Origin of the sequence: Rodentibacter rarus (genome assembly GCF_001998965.1) — a bacterium.
In the GTDB taxonomy this organism is placed as follows: domain Bacteria; phylum Pseudomonadota; class Gammaproteobacteria; order Enterobacterales; family Pasteurellaceae; genus Rodentibacter; species Rodentibacter rarus.
Map to the genome: position 1 here is coordinate 21566 of NZ_MLHJ01000036.1, position 19557 is coordinate 41122.

At 40.0% G+C, this 19557-nt stretch carries 19 protein-coding genes; 15 read left to right on the forward strand and 4 right to left on the reverse strand.

All coding sequences use genetic code 11. The features are described from left to right. Nucleotides 1-107: 107 nt before the first annotated feature. Nucleotides 108-2249, reverse strand: coding sequence for a YccS family putative transporter (gene yccS, locus BKK50_RS04800; RefSeq protein ID WP_077415845.1), 2142 nt, complete (start codon nt 2247-2249; stop codon nt 108-110). Between the two features lie 64 nt (nt 2250-2313). After that, nucleotides 2314-2988, reverse strand: coding sequence for a curli polymerization inhibitor CsgI-related protein (locus BKK50_RS04805; protein WP_077415847.1), 675 nt, complete (start codon nt 2986-2988; stop codon nt 2314-2316). 256 nt (nt 2989-3244) lie between these two features. Between BKK50_RS04805 and BKK50_RS04810 the strand changes: the two genes are divergently transcribed. From BKK50_RS04810 to cspD, 5 genes are all read left to right on the forward strand, one after another. Next, the gene (locus BKK50_RS04810) at nt 3245-3514 is read left to right on the forward strand and encodes an acylphosphatase (RefSeq protein ID WP_077415849.1); all 270 of its coding nucleotides are present in this window, start codon (nt 3245-3247) and stop codon (nt 3512-3514) included. 83 nt (nt 3515-3597) lie between these two features. Beyond that, complete coding sequence (locus BKK50_RS04815; RefSeq protein WP_077415851.1) at nt 3598-3912, forward strand: YqcC family protein; 315 nt, start codon at nt 3598-3600, stop codon at nt 3910-3912. Next, the gene (truC, locus tag BKK50_RS04820) at nt 3912-4634 is read left to right on the forward strand and encodes a tRNA pseudouridine(65) synthase TruC (RefSeq protein WP_077415923.1); all 723 of its coding nucleotides are present in this window, start codon (nt 3912-3914) and stop codon (nt 4632-4634) included. The genes BKK50_RS04815 and truC overlap by 1 nt, the downstream gene beginning before the upstream one ends. Next, nucleotides 4627-4788: a YoaH family protein gene (locus tag BKK50_RS04825; RefSeq protein WP_077415853.1), complete on the forward strand. Its 162-nt coding sequence runs from the start codon at nt 4627-4629 to the stop codon at nt 4786-4788. The genes truC and BKK50_RS04825 overlap by 8 nt, the downstream gene beginning before the upstream one ends. A gap of 132 nt (nt 4789-4920) precedes the next feature. Next, a complete protein-coding gene (cspD, locus tag BKK50_RS04830; RefSeq protein ID WP_077415855.1) occupies nt 4921-5130 on the forward strand; it encodes a cold shock domain-containing protein CspD in 210 nt (69 codons plus the stop codon). A gap of 83 nt (nt 5131-5213) precedes the next feature. Here cspD and matP read toward each other — a convergent pair whose 3' ends face one another. Continuing rightward, the gene (gene matP, locus BKK50_RS04835) at nt 5214-5660 is read right to left on the reverse strand and encodes a macrodomain Ter protein MatP (protein WP_077415857.1); all 447 of its coding nucleotides are present in this window, start codon (nt 5658-5660) and stop codon (nt 5214-5216) included. 127 nt (nt 5661-5787) lie between these two features. On the opposite strand from matP, the gene BKK50_RS04840 reads away from it, so the two are divergent. From BKK50_RS04840 to BKK50_RS04865, 6 genes are all read left to right on the forward strand, one after another. Continuing rightward, entirely contained in the window at nt 5788-7554 is a 1767-nt protein-coding gene (locus BKK50_RS04840) for an AAA family ATPase (RefSeq protein WP_077415859.1), read from the forward strand. Between the two features lie 189 nt (nt 7555-7743). Continuing rightward, nucleotides 7744-8277, forward strand: a complete 534-nt coding sequence (gene fabA, locus BKK50_RS04845) for a bifunctional 3-hydroxydecanoyl-ACP dehydratase/trans-2-decenoyl-ACP isomerase (RefSeq protein WP_077415861.1) — start codon at nt 7744-7746, stop codon at nt 8275-8277. A gap of 204 nt (nt 8278-8481) precedes the next feature. Continuing rightward, a complete protein-coding gene (locus BKK50_RS04850) occupies nt 8482-10077 on the forward strand; it encodes a lactate permease LctP family transporter (protein WP_077415863.1) in 1596 nt (531 codons plus the stop codon). Nucleotides 10078-10175: 98 nt separating this feature from the next. Continuing rightward, a complete protein-coding gene (locus BKK50_RS04855; protein WP_077415865.1) occupies nt 10176-10907 on the forward strand; it encodes a (Fe-S)-binding protein in 732 nt (243 codons plus the stop codon). A gap of 1 nt (nt 10908) precedes the next feature. Continuing rightward, complete coding sequence (locus tag BKK50_RS04860; RefSeq protein WP_077415867.1) at nt 10909-12315, forward strand: LutB/LldF family L-lactate oxidation iron-sulfur protein; 1407 nt, start codon at nt 10909-10911, stop codon at nt 12313-12315. Nucleotides 12316-12320: 5 nt separating this feature from the next. Further along, nucleotides 12321-13022 carry a LutC/YkgG family protein gene (locus BKK50_RS04865; RefSeq protein WP_077415869.1) on the forward strand — a complete coding sequence of 234 codons (702 nt, stop codon included), beginning with the start codon at nt 12321-12323 and terminating at the stop codon, nt 13020-13022. Between the two features lie 56 nt (nt 13023-13078). On the opposite strand, the gene ybaK is transcribed toward BKK50_RS04865, so the two are convergent. Continuing rightward, nucleotides 13079-13558, reverse strand: a complete 480-nt coding sequence (gene ybaK, locus BKK50_RS04870; RefSeq protein ID WP_077415871.1) for a Cys-tRNA(Pro) deacylase — start codon at nt 13556-13558, stop codon at nt 13079-13081. Between the two features lie 57 nt (nt 13559-13615). Between ybaK and BKK50_RS04875 the strand changes: the two genes are divergently transcribed. The 4 genes from BKK50_RS04875 to BKK50_RS04890 all read left to right on the forward strand — a co-directional run bounded on the left by BKK50_RS04875 (nt 13616) and on the right by BKK50_RS04890 (nt 19519). Beyond that, nucleotides 13616-14569: an oxidoreductase gene (locus BKK50_RS04875; protein ID WP_077415873.1), complete on the forward strand. Its 954-nt coding sequence runs from the start codon at nt 13616-13618 to the stop codon at nt 14567-14569. A 16-nt stretch (nt 14570-14585) separates the two neighbouring features. After that, complete coding sequence (locus tag BKK50_RS04880; protein WP_077415875.1) at nt 14586-15881, forward strand: NCS2 family permease; 1296 nt, start codon at nt 14586-14588, stop codon at nt 15879-15881. A 61-nt stretch (nt 15882-15942) separates the two neighbouring features. Next, nucleotides 15943-16299: a DsrE/DsrF/TusD sulfur relay family protein gene (locus BKK50_RS04885; protein ID WP_077415877.1), complete on the forward strand. Its 357-nt coding sequence runs from the start codon at nt 15943-15945 to the stop codon at nt 16297-16299. Between the two features lie 46 nt (nt 16300-16345). Beyond that, a complete protein-coding gene (locus tag BKK50_RS04890) occupies nt 16346-19519 on the forward strand; it encodes a DUF2339 domain-containing protein (protein ID WP_077415879.1) in 3174 nt (1057 codons plus the stop codon). Nucleotides 19520-19557 lie beyond the last annotated feature (38 nt).

Here is a 19557-nt window from a genome sequence, read left to right on the forward strand (position 1 = left end):
GAAATAAGCCGGGGTAGTTTTGTCAATGTTGATAATGTGTGAAATTTAATCCCTATTGACCGTTTAGAGGATTTTGTCCTCCTTTGGGGGAGAGGCTCAAAGTGCGGTTAATTTTTTCTGTATTTTTGGAATAGATCATAAATTTGTGGCAAAAGTTGCATAATTAAATTTAATTGTTGAAACGGCAGAATAAATGCTTTGCTCTCAGAAATCTGGATCTCTGTTTGGAAAATGTCTTTTAGACTTAATTCAATGTTTTCATACAATTTTGCAAAGATCTCGGGTGAAAGTCTTTCTATATTTTCAAGGGTATAAATAATCTTTTTTGCAGTCGGATAGAAACCCGATAAAAAACTTTTTGTTTGTTGCAGGTGGCGCATTTTGTATCGGTATGATCCAAGCGCAGAAATATAACTCAGTAGGGAATAGTTAATTTTTAGTAGATCAAACCCTTCCTGCAAATGAGCCTGATATTTCATCGGTTCGCTGTTCATATTTGAAATAATCGTGCTGAGTGACGCATTATATTCATGGGCATTGCGGCGGGCAATGCGATATTTTAAGTCATCGGTTTTGCCAAATTGGAGTTGTCCGATGATATGTAGCAAATATTGTGCATCACTTTGAATAGCAAGACGGCTGACTTTATCCAATTGTAAATACTTCCAATCCGGCCATAAATAGGAAACGGCAAACCAAGCAATGGCGGCACCCAGTAGGGTATCAAGTAATCGGGGAAGAAGAGCCGCCTCCGTGCTGAATCCCATCACATCAAAACTTAATAAGACTTGAAGGGTAATGAAGAAGGTTGAAAAACTGTAATTATTACTCCGGAAGAAGAAAAAAAGTGTGCAGGTTAGTACAATTAAGCCCAGTTTTAATTCGAGAGTCGGGTTTAAATAAGGGAGTAGAGAACCAACGAGCACGCCTAAAATTGTCCCAATAATACGCTGGCGTAAGCGTGCTTTGGTCGCAGAATAATTGGGTTGGCAAACAAAAATGGCGGTAAGAAGAATCCAATAGCCGAGATTAAATTGGAAAAAATCTACGATGGTACAGCAGAGGAAAACGACAATTGATAGGCGCACAGCGTGGCGGAATAATTGCGATTCAAAGGTGAAGTGTCCGACAATGGTTGAAAACATATTTTTCAACCCGGTTACCTGGGTCGTATGAATTTGTGCGAGTGCTTCGCCCGTATTTGATTCTTGTTCTAACTGGTTCAATTGTAGGTTGATATTCTGTAAATTATCAAGCAAACCTTGAATATCAACAATGACATTTTCATTATCAAGATGTTCGTGACGATAAAGTTCAAAAGATTGTAGCGTGCCGGAGAGGGCTTTTTCTATGCGTTGATTATAATGATAGGGTTTATTGTGGCGTAAACTTTGTGCCACCTCTTGGCAGGCTTGGGCTTGTAACTCAATAAGTCGTTGAATGCGGAAAATCAAATCGGTATTTTTTAATTTTTCTGCGATTTGGTGATAGTCAAAATGGGTAGAGTTTGCGCGTTCGTGAATTTCTTGAGCCGAGAAGTAATAACGCACCATTTTTTGTGTTCGGGGGTGGCGGTGTTGTCCCCGAATTCGATAAAAAAGTGCGGTGCGGGCAAGATTAAAAGCATTAACAACATTGGCATTTTTCAATGCAAAATTGAGGTGTTTTTTCTCAATTTCTTCCAGTTCATCCGGATCGAAGAACATAGATTTTGCATCAAGATACTCACCTAAAGCGCAAAAGGCTTTGGCGACATTTTCTTGGACGGGACGATTGGGGAAAAAGAGATGGACGATGAGGGTGATAGAACTATAAAGTAACGTACCAAGTAAAATCATCGTTGGATTAATAAACCAAGCGCCCTCGGTATTTGGGTTATAAGTCAGGGTTGTGTAAAGGGCAACGACAAGGGAGCCAAAGGCAATGGTGCTGTAGCGTTGTCCTACTGCGCCTATCATCGTGAAAATGAAAGTCAGCACGGTCATTAATGCGATATATTGAATGGGCTTGCCGATATTGATCTGAACAATAAAAGTGGAAACTGCAAAGGCGATTAAGGTATAAAAAATATTTTTTAAACGACCGGTTAAACGATTGTCGAGATCCACTAATCCACCCGCAATAATCCCTAAAATTAACGGCATAGATTGGCTGGAAATATTAAAGAACCAAATACTCAAGGCAGCGAGGTTGACTGCGATAAATATTGGAATCGCAGCAATTACTTTTGCATTTAACCAGTTATTCATTTTTATCTCTTGCTAAAAAGAGAAAAGTGAGCTTATTGCTCACTTTTCATATAAAGAGCGGCCATTATTTGTAGGATTTTGCCCAGTTTAAGAAACGGGTCTGAGTTTCTTTATCTGCTTGTTGGAACCAATATTGCAATTGCTGTTCAGCTACATTTTTGCCTTGAACGACAATTTGCCCTTTGTTTGCTTTGCTGTTTGTTGCTGGCGCAACAGCCACCATCGGGGTAGCCGGCATTGTTGAAGAGGCAAATGCAGGAACAGCGGCTGCCGCACCGGAAACATTATAATCTGCGAGATCATTGACAACATTGGCAGAAGGGAATAATCCTTCCTGTTTTAAAACATCTATTTTTGCAGGAATTTCTTTGCCGCTTGTTGTTTTCACGCTAATAATCGGTGCAGCTTTGAATTTTTCTGCATCCGCTTTAGTGCGCAGGGTCGGGCTTGAAATGATAATATCTTCCTGAGAGCCTTGGAAGGTAACAATAATAGGGCTGGATTCAAATAGCGATTGGTTGGAACCACCACCGATAATTTCACCAACGCGAACAACCACTTGGTGGGTATTGGTATCATTTATATTGAAAGAACGAGTTGCTTTTAAGAGTGATTTGCTTGCTTTTTGCCCATCAATGGCTAAGACATCTATATTTGATGAGCTGGAAACCGTCCCAGCAAAACTTACTGTACTTGCGAATAATGTGATAATACCTAATGTAACCGCACATGATTTCATAATTACTCCTTCACTTGTAGATGAAATAAGAACATTGCTTATGCTATGCTAATTTGCGCAAAATGAAAATAGCAAAGTGCGGTTAAAAATGAAAAAATTTTATATTATTTCAACCTATAGGCGATAAGGTTTTATTTTAAGTTGGTGAGGTTGAGTTTATAAAAAACGAGGCGTGACGATAAGCTAAATTAGCTTGGGGTTAATTGAACTTTGCTTGGGATAAAGCAGTTTATTTTAGATTTTAAGGAAGGGAAAAATGACAAAACAATTTTTTATTTATGGACGTGTACAAGGCGTGGGGTTTCGCTATTTCACTTGGAAAGAAGCGGGAAAATTAGGGATAAAAGGGACGGTGAGAAATCGTGATGATGGCTCGGTGGAAGTTATTGCTCATGGGGATGACACCCAACTACGGGCATTTGACCAATGGTTAAGGCAAGGACCGAAAACGGCCAACGTTATACGTGTGGTAGTTAATGATCATAGGCAAATTACAGCTGAAAACTTTTCGATAATCCATCGTTAAAATTAACCGCACTTTTAGAAAGGAAGGTTGATTTTTTGTAAAATGCCCTCACTTACGACATCTGAATTTTTGTAAGGACGACTATGCGTAATCAAACTAAACTTCATCTTGAACAGCTTCAAGAAACCCTACAACGCTTAAATTTATGGCAGGCTATCCCCCCGGCACCGGAGGCATTTCTGAGTCAATCGCCTTTTTATTTAGATACTATGGAACCGCAAGAATGGTTGCAGTGGGTGTTTATTCCGCGTATGCATGCATTACTAGACAGTCATTCCCCCTTACCAAATCAGATTGCGATTTCTCCCTATATTGAAGAGGCCTTGAAAGAATTTGATGATCTTGATCTCTTGCTTAAACCCTTAGTGGCGCTAGAAGAATTATTACAGAATCAATGATACTCAATATTTTATATCAAGATGAATGGTTGGTTGCCGTGAATAAACCGGCCGGGATGTTGGTGCATCGTAGCTGGCTGGATACGCACGAAACGCAATTTGTGATGCAAACATTACGAGATCAAATAGGGCTGCGTGTTTTTCCTATTCATCGTTTGGATCGTCCAACATCCGGTGTGTTATTGTTTGCGTTAAATAGTGAAATAGCCAATTTAATGTGCCGGCAATTTGAACAAAAAGAGGTGCAGAAATCCTATTTGGCCGTTGTCAGGGGCTATGTAGAGGGGGCGGCGAGGATTGATTATCCCTTGAAAGTTCAATATGACAAAATTGCGGATAAATTTGTTCAGGAAGAGAAAGTGCCACAAGATGCAGTCACGGATTATATTGGTTTGAAAACCGTGGAAATGCCTTATTCGGCAGGGCGTTATTCAACTTCGCGCTATTCTTTGGTGCGTTTAATTCCTCATACCGGAAGGAAACATCAATTGCGCCGACATTGTAAACATATTTTTCATCCCATTTTGGGGGATACCCAATATGGCGATTTACACCAAAATCGGGCATTGACAGAAAATACCGGCTGTAAGCGTTTATTACTGCATGCGGAACGGTTAAGTTTTATACATCCTATTTCGCAGCAAAAGATCACGGTTTATGCACCATTAGATGAACAATGGCAAAATTTAATGAACATATTAGGATGGAAAGGTGATGTTTGATATTCAATTAACACACGAAGAGCAGCAAAGAGCGGTTGAAAAGATTCAAGAATTAATGGCACAAGGGGTGAATAGCGGTGAAGCAATTCAAATTGTGGTAAGAGAATTACGTGAATTACATGAAAAATTAGCAGAAAATAAAAATATTTTGTGATCTATATAGCATTTTTTAATATTACTTGTTGCATAAAAAATCAAAATATTTAAACATAACGCCAATTGAGGTGATAAGGCATTAGTCTTATTTGATTTATGATTATATAGGCGAAGCCTAAAGAGGTCTATTATGGAAATTGGTGTTGTTAAATGGTTCAATAATGCAAAGGGATTTGGTTTTATTTCCGCAGAAGGCGTGGAAGCTGATATCTTTGCCCATTACTCTGTGATTGAAATGGACGGTTATCGTTCGCTAAAAGCGGGGCAAAAGGTGCAATTTGAAGTTATCCACGGTGATAAAGGATCTCACGCCACAAAGATTATTCCTGTCGTGGAATAAAGAAGAGTGCGAATAAAGCAGCGTTCTTAAATTTTCTCTATTTAGTTTAATTTAAAAGACAAGCCTTACCACCTTGTCTTTTATTATTTTAATAAGTTTTTAAGGCTGTTTTTCATTGCCGACATTTGACTTTCATATAGCGCTTTGCTTTCTCGTTCATCAATCATATAGCTAATGGTTTCTGAAAGTGTCATATGCATTTTCCGTGAATATTTTGACAAGCGTAGCCAAACTGCATATTCCAAATCAATGGATTTCTTTTTTGTGGATTGTTTTTCTGCATTGAAAAAACGTTTTCGTCTTGCACGAATCGCTTGATCCAGTTTAATTGGCAATGCGGGTGAGAGGTGTTGTCCGATCCAATTTTCAATCTTTTCCGGATAATTTTGGCTTTCAAGTAATATTGTGACAACAGATTCTTGCAAGCTTTTTTCTTCATAACGAGTGATATTTTCACCTTCTCGATATTTACGGATCAAATAGAGCCATTTCCAGTTGGCTTCTTGATTTTCTAGTTTTTGATATTTCATAGCTATGGTTGCTTAGTGACGTGGTAACTCGGGTAATATACGTGTTTTATCACAAATTTTCCAGCTAATTTTACAATGAATCTAAATATGCGATAATGCCACCAGTTTTACTAATGAGAATCCAACCGTGAGTTCATCTTTTTTCCAAGAACAGTCCCTTACTTGGGATACCTTACAACCCCAATTAACGATCACAGAAGCCCCAATACTACCTCTTGATTTTTGGACATTGCAGCCGACAGCACAAAAAGCCCTTTCTTTATTTTTACAGCATTCAGCTCGTTCCGTAATGATGTTAAAAGCAGATGATAAAGCTGATTATGCTGAATTATTAATACCGCTTGTTCGCCAAATGTTGCCCGAAGAGCGGTCAATTTTAGGGGTAAATTATAGTGTGGCACAGGGAGATTCTTTTTCATTTCCCCAGATTAGCGTTGAGCCGGCAAAATCTCCAGAAGACAATTTCGCCGGCAGAGGAGAGGTATTAACTGCATTATATTGTGATCAATTTCAACTTTTTGGCAATGTAAAAGTGCACCCTAGTTCGCAAGATATTCTACTTACACCGGGGCTAATTCATCAGGCAAACGGCGGTGTATTGATTATAGATTCCGCAACTTTATTGGCTCAGTTTGATTTATGGCAACGTTTAAAACATATTTTACAAACTCAGCGATTTGATTGGTATTCCGCCCATCCTTTCAAAGCTCTCCCTTGTGAAATTCCTAGTTATTCCCTCAATACGAAAGTGATTGTACTTGGTAATCGCACGGAACTTGCCACCCTTGGTGAATTGGACGAGGATTTGTATCGTTTTGCTGATTATGCCGAAATTGAAAGTTACCTTTCCATGGCTGATATGAAAGAGCAGAAAAATTGGATTGGTTATGTTCAGAATCTGGCAAAAGAAAGCGGGGTAACATTGGATTTTTCTTCATTTCACAAGTTGTATCAACTTTTAGTAAGAGAAAGTGAAAACCGTTTTTTAATTAATTCTTCGCCTACGGTATTGAAAAATATGCTGTTAAATGCAGCGACATTTTCGCAAAAAACATTTTTAAGTGCGGTTGATTTTGAAGCTGTTTTTCAGCAACAAGCAAGGCAGCATGGGTTCTTAAGAGAACAAACTTATGCCGATATTCTCAATGAGCAGGTTTATGTAGAAACAGATGGGGAAATTGTCGGGCAGGTTAATGGGTTGTCCGTCATTGAGTATCCCGGTACACCGGTGAAATTTGGCGAGCCTTCACGCATTAGTTGTATTGTGCAATTTGGTGAAGGTGAAGTCGTGGATGTAGAACGTAAAAATGAGCTTGCCGGTAATTTACACAGCAAAGGAATGATGATTGCACAGGCTTGTTTATCGAATATTTTAGAATTACCTTCACAGCTGCCCTTTTCGGCTTCTTTAGTTTTTGAACAATCTTATGGTGAAATTGACGGTGATAGTGCCTCCCTTGCTATTTTCTGTGTGCTTGTGAGTGCCTTGTCGGATTTACCTTTACCGCAGCATATTGCTATAACGGGCTCAATTGACCAATTCGGGCTGATTCACGCAGTGGGCGGGGTGAATGATAAAATTGAAGGTTTTTTCACGATTTGTAAGCGACGTGGTTTAAGCGGTAAACAAGGCGTGATCATTCCCGCAACCACCATTCAGCAACTGAGTCTTTCCGATGAGGTGGTAAGTGCGGTCAAAAATGGCGAGTTTTTTATTTTTCCGGTAGAAGATATTTATCAAGCGTGTGAACTGATTTTTCAGCGCGATCTCGTTATGGAAGAAGATAAAATTTATGAAGAGAATGAGACCCCGATTTCCCGTTTGATTCAGCAACGCATTGATTTCCGTGCAGAACCAGCAAAGAAAAGCCTATTTAATTTCTTTCGATTTTAAATTTCTTTTATTTTCTTAACAGAGCGAATACTTGTTCGCTCTTGTTTTTCCTCTTTTAGGTTTTATTCATTTTAGCACTGCTCTGACTAGTTCAGCTAACAGGTGTTTTCTATTTACAGCTCGTTCCATTCTTTCTAAAATGCGAAATGTCTGAAATTTGCTAAATATAGGTAATGTTAAGGAATGAAAATGCAAAACACCTGCACACCAAATAAGAAAGAAAGTTACACCTATGAAGATTTACTCGCCTCCGGTCGTGGTGAATTATTCGGTACAGAAGGACCGCAACTTCCCGCACCAACAATGTTAATGATGGATCGTATTGTGAAAATGACCGAACAAGGCGGGGCTTTTGATAAAGGCTATATTGAAGCAGAATTAGATATTCATCCTGATCTTCCTTTTTTTACGTGTCATTTTATCGGTGATCCTGTTATGCCGGGTTGCTTAGGCTTAGATGCAATGTGGCAATTGGTCGGCTTTTTCCTTGGTTGGATTGGTGGAAAAGGTAAAGGACGTGCATTAGGTGTCGGGGAAGTGAAATTTACCGGTCAAATTTTGCCAATGGCGAAGAAGGTGATTTATCGTATTAATATGAAACGCGTAATTAACCGCAAATTAGTGATGGGAATGGCTGATGGCGAAGTTGAAGTAGATGGACGGGTGATCTATACCGCAACAGATCTTAAGGTTGGATTGTTTCAAGATACATCGAATTTTTAATTTCACTCCAAATTGTATCTTATTGTGTTAATAACTCATTATGCGTAGGTTTTATTGTTTTGATACTAAGTGTATATTTTTACACCAAAAATAAAATTTAAAAATGTGATAAATTTCACAAAATTTCAACATTTATCTTTTTTTATTTAATACTTTTCTCTAAAATTGCACAAAATTTTTATTTGTTATTTTAGAGGAGGGCTTATGGCTCTGTTTTTAAGTATTTTTCCAATTGTTCTGCTCATTTATTTAATGGTGAAGCGTAATGCTTTACCTTCTTACCTTGCGCTACCTTGGATTGCGGTTGTCGTTTTAATTATTCAATTAATCTTTTTTGGTACGGATATTAGCATTGTGAGTGCGAATATCGCCTCTGCGTTGATCGCTGTTCAAACACCAATCACCGTTATTTTTGGTGCTATTTTATTTAATCGTTTCTCAGAAGTGTCCGGGGCAACAGACATTTTACGTAAGTGGCTCGGCAATATTAATCCTAACCCGGTTGCACAAATTATGATTATTGGATGGGCATTTGCCTTTATGATTGAAGGGGCAAGTGGGTTTGGTACGCCGGCTGCCATTGCTGCACCTATATTAGTGGGTCTAGGGTTTCCACCATTACGGGTGGCAATGTTGGCATTGGTGATGAATTCTGTGCCGGTTTCATTTGGTGCGGTGGGCACACCAACTTGGTTTGGATTTGGACCTTTGCAATTATCGGAAGCTCAAATTTTAGAAATCGGTTCAATGACCTCATTAATCCATGGTTTTGCCGCACTTGTCATTCCACTTATGGCATTAAGTTTAATTGTCAGCTGGAGTGAAATTCGTAAAAACCTGATTTTTATTTATATCAGCGTATTTGCTTGCGTGATTCCCTATATGTTATTAGCACAAGTGAACTATGAATTTCCATCTTTGGTTGGTGGGGCAATTGGCTTATTTGTCTCTGTGATTGTAGCAAATAAAGGAATTGGATTGGCTAAAGTGGAGAATACATTAGAAGGCTCTTCGGTTTCTCTTGCTCAGGTCGCCAAAGCATTATTTCCAACCGGGATGCTTATCGCCATTTTAATTGTGACACGAATTCAACAATTACCGTTTAAAGCTATGATGAATGATGCGACTTCTTGGTTTAGTGCGCAGCTCGGTTCGCTTGGTTTATTTGATGTCAGTTATGGCTTGATTTTTAGTTTAAAAAATATTTTTGGTACATCAATTAACGCCAGTTATAAATTGCTTTATGTGCCGGCGTTCATTCCATTTGTTGTTACCGTATTAATTGCTGTGCCGGTGTTTGCTTTATCAATGTCAAAAACAAAAGATATTTTTGTGACGAGTTTTAAACAAACTAAGAATCCGTTTTTTGCTTTAGTCGGTGCATTGGTGATGGTGAATTTAATGCTGGTAGGGGGCGATAATTCAATGGTTAAAATTATCGGTCAAAGTTTTGCTCACGCAACGGGGGAATACTGGACATTGTTTGCCTCTTATCTCGGTGCTGTTGGGGCATTTTTCTCCGGTTCCAATACCGTGTCTAACTTAACTTTTGGTAGTGTTCAACTTTCTACGGCAGAATTAACCGGGCTTTCAGCCACTTTAATTCTTGCATTACAATCTGTTGGTGGCGCTATGGGAAATATGGTGTGCATTAATAATATTGTTGCCGTGAGTTCAGTATTGAATATTGACAAACAGGAAGGCACGATCATTAAGAAAACCGTTGTTCCAATGATCATTTATGGCATTATTGCTGCCTTAGTGGCACTTTTCATTATTCCGATATTCTATGCGGTATAGCCGAGTTAATAGGGATTAAAAGAACAAGCGGTTTTGTTTGTGAATCAATTTGAAAACATTCCGCTTGTTTTTATTTGTATTTTTTATACGGAGTGATTATGAATGTTAATTTTTATGTAACCTGTATTGCGGATGTGGTAAAAGCAGGTGTGGCGAAAAACACCGTGTTATTACTGGAAAAATTAGGATGTCAGGTTATTTTTCTTGAAAAGCAAGGTTGTTGCGGACAACCTGCATTAAACAGTGGCTATACGAAACAAGCCATACCGGGGATGAAAAATTTAGTGGAAACCTTTGAGGTTAATGATTATCCCATTGTCGCACCGGCAGGATCTTGCGTGTCGGCGATTAAACATTATGCGGAATATTTTGAACAATGCGGTGAATCGCAATGGGCAAAACGGGCTGAAAATATCGCCAAACGTTTTTATGATCTTACTGATTTTATTGTGAATGTCTTAGGAATAACCGATGTCGGTGCAAGTTTACCGGGCAGAGCGGTTTATCATCCTTCTTGCAGTCTTTTCCGTAAATTAGGCATTGTGAATGAACCTTTAGCTTTACTTGAAAAGGTGAAAGGTTTAGAACTCTTACCGATTAAAAATCAGCAAACTTGCTGTGGTTTTGGTGGAACATTCTCCGTCAAAATGGCGGAAATTTCCGGAGAAATGGTAACGGAAAAAGTCGAACATATTGCGGAAGTTGAACCGGATTACCTTATCGGTGCTGATGTCAGTTGTTTGTTGAATATTGGCGGTCGTTTAAGCCGAGAAGGGAAAAATATCAAAGTCATGCATATTGCCGAAGTGTTAATGCAGGAGGGAAAGTAGTATGTCATTAAAAACCAGTAATCTTGCGTTCAAAAAACGTGTGGATAATCAAATCCACAATGAAGTAATGCGTAAAGCCGTTGTAAAAGCACAAGAAACGATTGGTGCGAACCGTCAAAAAATGGTGGATGAGTTAGGGCATTGGGAAGAATGGCGTGATTTATCGAAACAAATCCGTAATCACGTTTTAGCTAATTTAGATGCCTATCTTTACCAATTAAGCGAAAAAGTCCAACAAAATGGCGGGAAAGTTTATTTTGCAGAAACCGCAGAGGAAGCCACGACTTATATTCGTCAAATTGCATTAGAAAAACAGGCAAAAAAAATTGTTAAATCGAAATCAATGGTGACAGAAGAAATCGGTTTAAACGGGATTTTAGAGAAAGAAGGCATTAAAGTCGTTGAAACGGATTTAGGCGAATATTTGTTACAAATCGTGGGGGATAAACCCTCTCATATTGTTGTTCCGGCAATACATAAAGATCGCTATAAGATCCGCCAAGAGTTACATGAACAATTAGGCTACAACGGTTCTGAAACACCGGAAGAAATGACGGCGTTTATCCGTCAGGTGATCCGTAAAGATTTCTTAGAGGCGGATATTGGTATTAGTGGCTGTAATTTTGCCGTAGCAGAAACCGGCTCGGTTTGTTTGGTCACCAACGAGGGGAATTTGCGTTTAGCCACAACTGTACCGAAAACCCATATTGCAGTCATGGGAATGGAGCGATTAGCCCCGACGTTTAAAGAAGTCGATGTGTTGATTACCATGTTGGCTCGTAGTGCTGTGGGTGCCAAATTGACGGCTTATAACACTTGGTTGACAGGCCCTCGTTTAGAGGGAGAAACGGATGGTCCGGAAGAATTCCATTTAGTTATTGTTGATAATGGGCGTTCTGAGATCCTAGAGAGTGAATTTAAAGAAGTATTACGTTGTATTCGTTGCGGTGCTTGTTTAAATACCTGCCCGGCATATCGCCAAATTGGTGGCCATGGTTATGGTTCGATTTATCCGGGGCCTATCGGTTCTGTGATTTCGCCGTTACTCGGAGGATATGAAGAATTTAAAGAATTGCCTTATGCCTGCTCTTTATGTACGGCTTGTAATTCAGTTTGCCCAGTAAAAATTCCACTTGCACAGCTTATTTTAAAACATCGTGAACATATGGCACAAACGGGGATTACTCCTGTCACAGAGCGTTTGTCTATTTTTGGTTTCACCTTTGCCAATGCCCATCCGACAGTGTGGAAAGTCGGTGTGAATATGGGGGCAAAAATCGCAGGAAAACTCATTAAAAATGGCAAAGCACCGATACAAATGGGGGCATTGAGTGAATGGACAAAAGCACGGGATTTACCAACACCGGAAGGGCAAAGTTTCCGTGAATGGTTTAAAAATAGAGGATAAGCAAGATGGATTTACAAAATCGTGAACAATTTTTAACAAAATTAGCGAAACGGATGGGGAAATCAACTTGGCAAACTTCACCGGAACCTATGCCCGAGTTGGTAAATAATTATCCGATGACACGTTTAACTGATCTCACTCAAGAGCAATTATGTGATGAGTTTATCAACTTTGCGAAAGTGATGATGGCGGATGTGGTGGTAACACAGGAAAGCGATATTTCACAAGCAATCATTGATATTTGTGAAAAATACGGCGGTGGTCAAATTATTTTGAATAATGATTCACGTCTTGCGGATTTAGGTGTGATGGCAGCAGTTCAAGGCAAATATGATAGCTATATTTGGGATGAATCAAAGAGCGAGAGCAATATTCAATATGCCGAAAAAGCCAATATTGGTATTGCTTATGCGGAATATGGTCTTGCAGAATCCGGTGGTATCGTATTATTTTCAGATAAACAATTTGGTCGTTCGGTGAGTTTGTTGCCGGAAAAATCCATTGTTGTCCTACGAAAAAGTCGTGTATTGCCAAGGGTTGCGCAATTAGCCAAAATTTTGGATGACAAAGCGAAACAAGGGGAGAGAATGCCCTCTTGTATCAATATTATTTCAGGTCCGAGTGCAACCGCAGATATTGAGTTAATCAAAGTGGTCGGAGTACACGGGCCGGTCTCTAAAATTTATTTAGTCATTGACGATCTCTAACGCCTTAAAAAAGCTTACCTTCGGGTAAGCTTTTTTTATCATTGAAAAATGAACTTCTAGGTTTCATCCACAATATCCACAAATTCAGCGTCTAATAGTTTCGCTAAATCCTTTGCCGAGAGTTCCACACTTAATCCTCGCTTTCCCCCTGAAACATAGATAGTTTCAAATTCAAGTGCGGTTGAATTTATCACTGTTTTTAAGCGTTTCTTTTGTCCAAGCGGGCTAATTCCTCCCACTAAATAGCCCGTGCTTTTTTGAGCAAAATCTTTATCTGCCATTTCCACTTTTTTAGCCCCTATCGCTTTGGCGGCTTTTTTTAGGTTGAGCATATTGGCAGTCGGTAAAACAAAACAGGCAAGTTTCTTTTGATCGCCGTTTTCCGCTACCAGTAAGGTTTTGAAAGAACGATGGGGATCAATCCCCAGTTTTTCCGCCGCCTCATCACCAAAATGAGTATTGTTGGGATCGTGATCGTAAGTGTGAAGAATAAAAGGAATTTTTTGTTTTTTAAGTAAATCAATTGCCGGTGTCATTTTATTTCTAGCCCTTTTTTTGTAGAATGGATCGCTTATTGTATAGCGGAGAAAAAAATGGATGCAAGCCTAAATATTGCCATCGCGGCAGAATTTGAATTATGTGAGAAAATTGCCGAAACCCTTGAGAAAAGCGAACTGGCAATTGAAAAATTATTGATTGTAGAAATTTATCCCTTTGAAGAAGAACAAGGCATTCGTTTTAAAAATAAAGCTGTTGCACAATGTTCTCCAACGGAAATGGATTGGCGAGAGGTGGATTATCTCTTTTTCGCAGGCACTGTGGAACAGGTCGCCCATATCGCCGATGCCGCAGAGCAGGGCTGCATCGTTATTGATATGAAAGGTGTATGTAGCACACTTTCGGATATACCAGTGGTCGTACCAAGCATTAATGAAACCGATCTTGTTGAATTAAGACAACGTAACATTGTGAGTTTGCCGGATCCTCAGGTCAGCCAACTAGCTTTAGCGGCTTATCCTTTATTGAAAACGGCTCACCTCAAACAAATTTTCACCACCTCTTTACTTCCCGCCTCTTATCATCAGGCGGAGACCGTCACGAAACTTGCCGGGCAAACCGCACGATTATTAAATGGTATTCCGTTGAATGAAGAGGAAACCCGTTTGGCATTCGATGTTTATCCGCAGCATACCTCATTATTATCACAGCAATTTAGAAAAATTTTCCCTCAGATCGATAGTGTGGTATTTCATTCTGTTCAAGTACCGGTATTTTATGGAATGGCACAAAAAGTGACCGCACTTTCAGATTATGAGATCGATTTCCAACCTCAAGAAAGCGAATTCGTACAGTATCATGAAAAGCTTATCACTCCCGTGATGAGTGGTGAAATTGAGAGTGAGATTTCCCAGGTGAAACTGCATATCAGCCAAGTCAATGGGGTGGAAAATGGGATTGAATTTTGGACGGTAGGCGATGATCAACGTTTTCATCTCGCCTGCCTTTCAGTGAAGTTATTAGAAGCCATTTATCATCAAGGTTATTAATTTTTAAGGAACAACTATGTTAGAACGACTTTTCAAATTGCGTGAAAAAGGGTCGAACCCGAAAACCGAAATTATCGCCGGGATCACCACCTTTTTTACCATGGTTTATATTGTCTTTGTCAACCCATCCATATTAGGCGATGCCGGTATGGACAAACAAGTGGTGTTTGTGACAACCTGTTTAATTGCCGGTATAGGGACAATGGCGATGGGATTATTCAGTAATCTGCCTATCGCCCTTGCACCGGCAATGGGGCTGAATGCTTTTTTTGCTTATGTAGTGGTCGGTAAATTAGGCTACTCATGGGAAATTGGCATGGGGACGATTTTCTGGGGATCGGTCGGGTTATTGGTGCTTACCCTGTTGCAAGTGCGTTATTGGCTAATGGCGTCGATCCCCTTGAGTATTCGTGTGGGAATCGGTGCGGGGATTGGATTTTTCATCGCATTAATTGGTTTTAAAAATATGGGATTGGTGGTCGCCAATCCTGCCACATTAGTGGCGCTGGGGGATTTACACGATCCTAAAGTACTACTGGGTGTATTGGGCTTTTTCATTATCGTGGTATTGGCTGCCCGCAACATTTTTTCAGGGGTATTGATCTCTATTGCAGTGGTCACCGGGCTTGCCCTTTGGTTAGATGATAATGTGATGTTCAACGGCATTATTTCTCTGCCTCCGGCATTAGATACGGTGGTGGGTAAAGTGGACATTGCCGGTGCCTTAGACACCGCATTACTTGGCATTATTTTTTCATTTTTATTAGTCAATTTATTCGACTCTTCAGGTACTTTATTAGGCGTAACCGATAAAGCCGGCATTAGTGACGAACAAGGTCGCTTTCCAAAAATGAAACAAGCCTTACTGGTGGACAGTATGAGTGCCGTGGGCGGTTCCTATATCGGTACTTCAGCCATCAGTACTTATATCGAAAGTGGGGCAGGCGTTTCCGTGGGCGGGCGCACCGGTTTAACGGCGGTGACCGTGGGGGTGCTATTTTTACTGACGATTTTCTTCTCTCCACTCACCGCTGTCGTGCCAACTTATGCCACGGCCGGTGCATTGGTTTATGTGGGGATTTTAATGGCATCCAGCCTCATTCGTGTGTCATGGGATGATTTAACGGAAGCCACTCCAGCATTTATCACCGCCGCAATGATGCCTTTCACTTACTCCATCACGGAAGGCATCGCCTTTGGCTTCATTAGTTATTGTATTATGAAAGCCTGTACCGGTCGCATTAAAGAAATCAACGCCCCGGTTTGGGTGGTGTCCCTTTTATTTATTGCGAAATTTGTTTGGGTGGGATAATTTTATGGGCGAACGGAAGGTTCGCCCTTGTTATATTTGAAAGAAAACGGAGAGAGTTATTATGCAACACATTCTTTTTATTATTCATTCCTCACCTTATGGTGACGAGCATTTTTTCAGTGCGCTACGCTTGGCATTACAATTGCAGGAACAGCATAAAAGTGCGGTCAATTTGAAGTTATTTTTAATGTCTGATGCGGTAAGTGGTGGGTTAGCGAAACAAAATCCGGCGGAAGGCTATCATTTACAGCAAATGCTGGAAATTCTAACGGCGCAGGGGGCAATGGTAAAACTTTGCAAAACCTGCACTAACGCACGGGGGATCACGGATTTACCTTTGGCGGAAGGGGTGGAAATCGGCACATTGGTTGAGCTTGCCGATTGGACAGTTGAAGCGGATAAAGTGCTGAATTTTTAGTAAATGATGACTTTTTGACACTCATCACGGTGGTAAAGGATAAAAAATGGAACTTATTGTTATCATTGTTGTGTTTTTGCTTTTGTATATTCCCTGTCAAATGGTAAAAAATGCGAAAATCTTTGATCAGATAGATGAACTTAAAGCGCGTATCGATGATTTGGAAGCGCAATTAAACATCGTAAAGAATGCGGATTTTGCTCCTCACAGTATTGCTGAAAATGCTCGGGAGAAATATGGCGAAGTGGTTTCTTCACCGATGGAATCCGAAATTTCTTCGCTTGTTCATTCCAAACTATCAACCAAAAATCAAAATGAAACACCACTGCCATCACAAGGTGCGGTCAAAATTTCGGAAGTTTCTAAACCGACTTTGAATCACGCTGAAAGACAAGAAATCCACGAGGAAAAAACGGAAGACATTTCACCAAAATTGGAAACATCCAACCGGTTTTTTGCTTGGTTGCTCAAAGGCAACCCGATTGTGAAAGTGGGGGCGGTGATTTTATTTTTAGGATTAAGTTTTTTACTCCGCCTTGCCAGTGAATATATTTCATTTTCCATCGAAACCCGCTATGCAAGTGTGGCAGTTATCGGTGTCATTTCCACCGTTTTAGGTTGGCGATTACGCCATCGCCGTTATGATTACGCCTTGATATTGCAAGGATTGGGCATCGGTATTTTATACCTCACCTCACTTTCGGCGTTCAAATTACATCAACTTTTGCCAGCCTCCGTGGTGTTTTCCATTCAGGTTTTATTAGTCATCACCATGGTTGGTTTAGCGTTACGGCAAAATTCCCGTTTATTGGCGCAAGTGGCATTATTGGGCGGATTAGCCTCACCGGTGTTGGTTTCTGACGGCAGCGGTAATTATTTGGTTTTATTCAGCTATTTAGCCTTACTGAATACCGGCGTTGCCTTTGTGGCTTGGTTTAAGACTTGGCGATCACTGAATTTAATCAGTTTTGTGGGTTCAACCGCTCTTATTCTAGCTTGGGGATGGAAATCTTACACGCCGGAATTATACCTGATTTGCCAGCTTTTCCTTGTTTACTATATTGCACTTTACACTTTTATCGTATGCCGTTTTGCCATACTACAAACACAATCACAAAAGGATTTTTCAGCGCAATCGGATAATAATGCGACATTGAAACAACTCTGGTTAACTTGGCTTAGCGGTATAAAACGGGTAGGTTCATTAGATGGCAGCTTGCTATTCGGAAGTTCATTGACGGCTTTTGGTATGCAATATTCATTGGTGGAACATTTTCCCCAAGGTTTAATGTATTCCGCTTTTGCCTTTGCGTTGTTTTACACATTCTGTGGATTTTTAGTGGCAAAACGAACTGCACTTGGGGTGGTTTCGCAGGGAATGTCTCTACTGGGCTTGGTTTTTTTCACTTTGGGTATCGGCAACATTTTCAACGAAACATTGAATAGATTTTTCTTATTAGGTATTGAAGGGAGCTTGCTTTATGTTTTTGGTGTGAAACAAAAAATGCCTTTAGTCCGCTTAAACGGTGTGGTATTGAGTCTAATTGCCCTGCTTTGTCAGTTAATTTACGCCCCTTTTGATCCTGTGATCAGTATCGCATTATTATTGCAAAGCCTTGTTATCCCCATTATGTGGGCTCATCATCGTAAACCTCAATCGGCATTGTGGGAAACCCGTGGTGTGATGGGTATCACTGCGTTACTGTTATATGGCGTGGTTTGGTATTTTGCCCAACTTTATGCTTACGGCACGTTGAGTTATCAAAGTGCGGTCATTTTTGTCGTGATTTTTAGCTTACTCGGCGCATTTTGGCAATGGCGGAAAGCCAATCTTTTGGTCACGTTTTGGGTGTCTATGAGTTTCCTTTTCCCATTTTTTATTCATCTTATCGCTTTTCAAGTTGAAAATACCTCTCTCCTTTTAGAGAGGAAATTTTCCTACTCACCGGCTTTGTTAGCCCTTCATATTCATTGGATTTTTAATATTTCTATCAATGAATTTGTGAGATGGCTGGACACAATGTCGCTGTGGTTAGATGGGGCTTTGGGAATTTCTGCCTTTATCGTGGGGTGGCTTGTTTCAAATCCGAAAAATTCATCTCTTCGAATCCACGAATTAGGCAGTTGGGCAAATCTTATTTATAGCGGCATAATGCTATGGCTGGTGCTTGATGGGTTAAGCGATGATTATTTGGGCGTGTATGGTGGAGTGAGCGTTGCCGTGAAGATTCTCATCATTTTTGGCACGGGGGTGTTGCTTAATCCTTGGCTTCGCTGGAAACAGCTTGCGCAAACCCAAGTGGCATTTTTACCGATTTTTGTTTGTTGTTCATTATTGTTGTTTTTAGATGAAATAAACCGGCATTTATTGGAAAATTTCTTCATATTGCTTACCGCAACAATCTTACACATTGCCACTATGCCAAATTGGAAAACAATATTTAAGGGAAAATTACAGAAAATTTGGCATATTGGCGGGTTAAATTTCTTCATTTTGGCGTGGGCAATCTATTTTGTAGAATGGCTTGATTCAATGGATTATCGGCTATCCAAAACTTGGCTTGAATCAGCAAAAGTGGTAGTGCCGTTAATAGTCGGATTTGCCTTACTAAAATTACGCCAAAAACTGCAAAAATGGGGAATAGAAACAATTTACTTAAACCAAGGATTTATTCCATCAATTGTTTTCTTATTTGTTGCCTTTATTTTGGGGTTAGCTCACAGTGGCGCCCCTTCCCCTTGGTGGTATATTCCTTTATTCAACCCTTTGGAGTTCTGTTCGATTGGGATTTTAGTGCTACTATGGCATTGGTATAAATGTGTCAATCAGGAGAAAATAAAATTGGAATTTCTCTTTATTATCGGCGTAGCCGGTTGGTTGTCATTAAACGTGATGCTTATGCGTTTATGGCATTTTTATGGGGATATTCCGTGGTCTTTGGAGACGATGTTGCGCTCGTTTAGTTTGCAGGCTTCGCTTTCTATTTTATGGACATTATGTGCGATTACGCTTATGTACAAAGGCAATCGACTCATGCATCGTACATTGTGGTTTATGGGTGCCGGGGTAATTTCCCTTGTCGTCATAAAACTCTTTATTGTAGAACTCAGTAACAGTGGTGGCATTGCACGCATCGTTTCCTTTATTGTAGTTGGGTTGCTATTGTTGGCTGTCGGCTATTTTGCACCGTTGCCAATGAAAGTGCAAAACGAAAAATAAGAAAAAAACCAACCGCACTTTAAGTTGGGCTGGTTTGG

Bases quoted from the DNA above. Each gene is read 5' to 3' on its own strand.
- yccS (WP_077415845.1), bottom strand. From the start codon at position 2,249: ATGAATAACTGGTTAAATGCAAAAGTAATTGCTGCGATTCCAATATTT.
- BKK50_RS04805 (WP_077415847.1), bottom strand. From the start codon at position 2,988: ATGAAATCATGTGCGGTTACATTAGGTATTATCACATTATTCGCAAGT.
- BKK50_RS04810 (WP_077415849.1), top strand. From the start codon at position 3,245: ATGACAAAACAATTTTTTATTTATGGACGTGTACAAGGCGTGGGGTTT.
- BKK50_RS04815 (WP_077415851.1), top strand. From the start codon at position 3,598: ATGCGTAATCAAACTAAACTTCATCTTGAACAGCTTCAAGAAACCCTA.
- BKK50_RS04825 (WP_077415853.1), top strand. From the start codon at position 4,627: ATGTTTGATATTCAATTAACACACGAAGAGCAGCAAAGAGCGGTTGAA.
- cspD (WP_077415855.1), top strand. From the start codon at position 4,921: ATGGAAATTGGTGTTGTTAAATGGTTCAATAATGCAAAGGGATTTGGT.
- matP (WP_077415857.1), bottom strand. From the start codon at position 5,660: ATGAAATATCAAAAACTAGAAAATCAAGAAGCCAACTGGAAATGGCTC.
- fabA (WP_077415861.1), top strand. From the start codon at position 7,744: ATGCAAAACACCTGCACACCAAATAAGAAAGAAAGTTACACCTATGAA.
- BKK50_RS04850 (WP_077415863.1), top strand. From the start codon at position 8,482: ATGGCTCTGTTTTTAAGTATTTTTCCAATTGTTCTGCTCATTTATTTA.
- BKK50_RS04855 (WP_077415865.1), top strand. From the start codon at position 10,176: ATGAATGTTAATTTTTATGTAACCTGTATTGCGGATGTGGTAAAAGCA.
- BKK50_RS04860 (WP_077415867.1), top strand. From the start codon at position 10,909: ATGTCATTAAAAACCAGTAATCTTGCGTTCAAAAAACGTGTGGATAAT.
- BKK50_RS04865 (WP_077415869.1), top strand. From the start codon at position 12,321: ATGGATTTACAAAATCGTGAACAATTTTTAACAAAATTAGCGAAACGG.
- ybaK (WP_077415871.1), bottom strand. From the start codon at position 13,558: ATGACACCGGCAATTGATTTACTTAAAAAACAAAAAATTCCTTTTATT.
- BKK50_RS04875 (WP_077415873.1), top strand. From the start codon at position 13,616: ATGGATGCAAGCCTAAATATTGCCATCGCGGCAGAATTTGAATTATGT.
- BKK50_RS04880 (WP_077415875.1), top strand. From the start codon at position 14,586: ATGTTAGAACGACTTTTCAAATTGCGTGAAAAAGGGTCGAACCCGAAA.
- BKK50_RS04885 (WP_077415877.1), top strand. From the start codon at position 15,943: ATGCAACACATTCTTTTTATTATTCATTCCTCACCTTATGGTGACGAG.
- BKK50_RS04890 (WP_077415879.1), top strand. From the start codon at position 16,346: ATGGAACTTATTGTTATCATTGTTGTGTTTTTGCTTTTGTATATTCCC.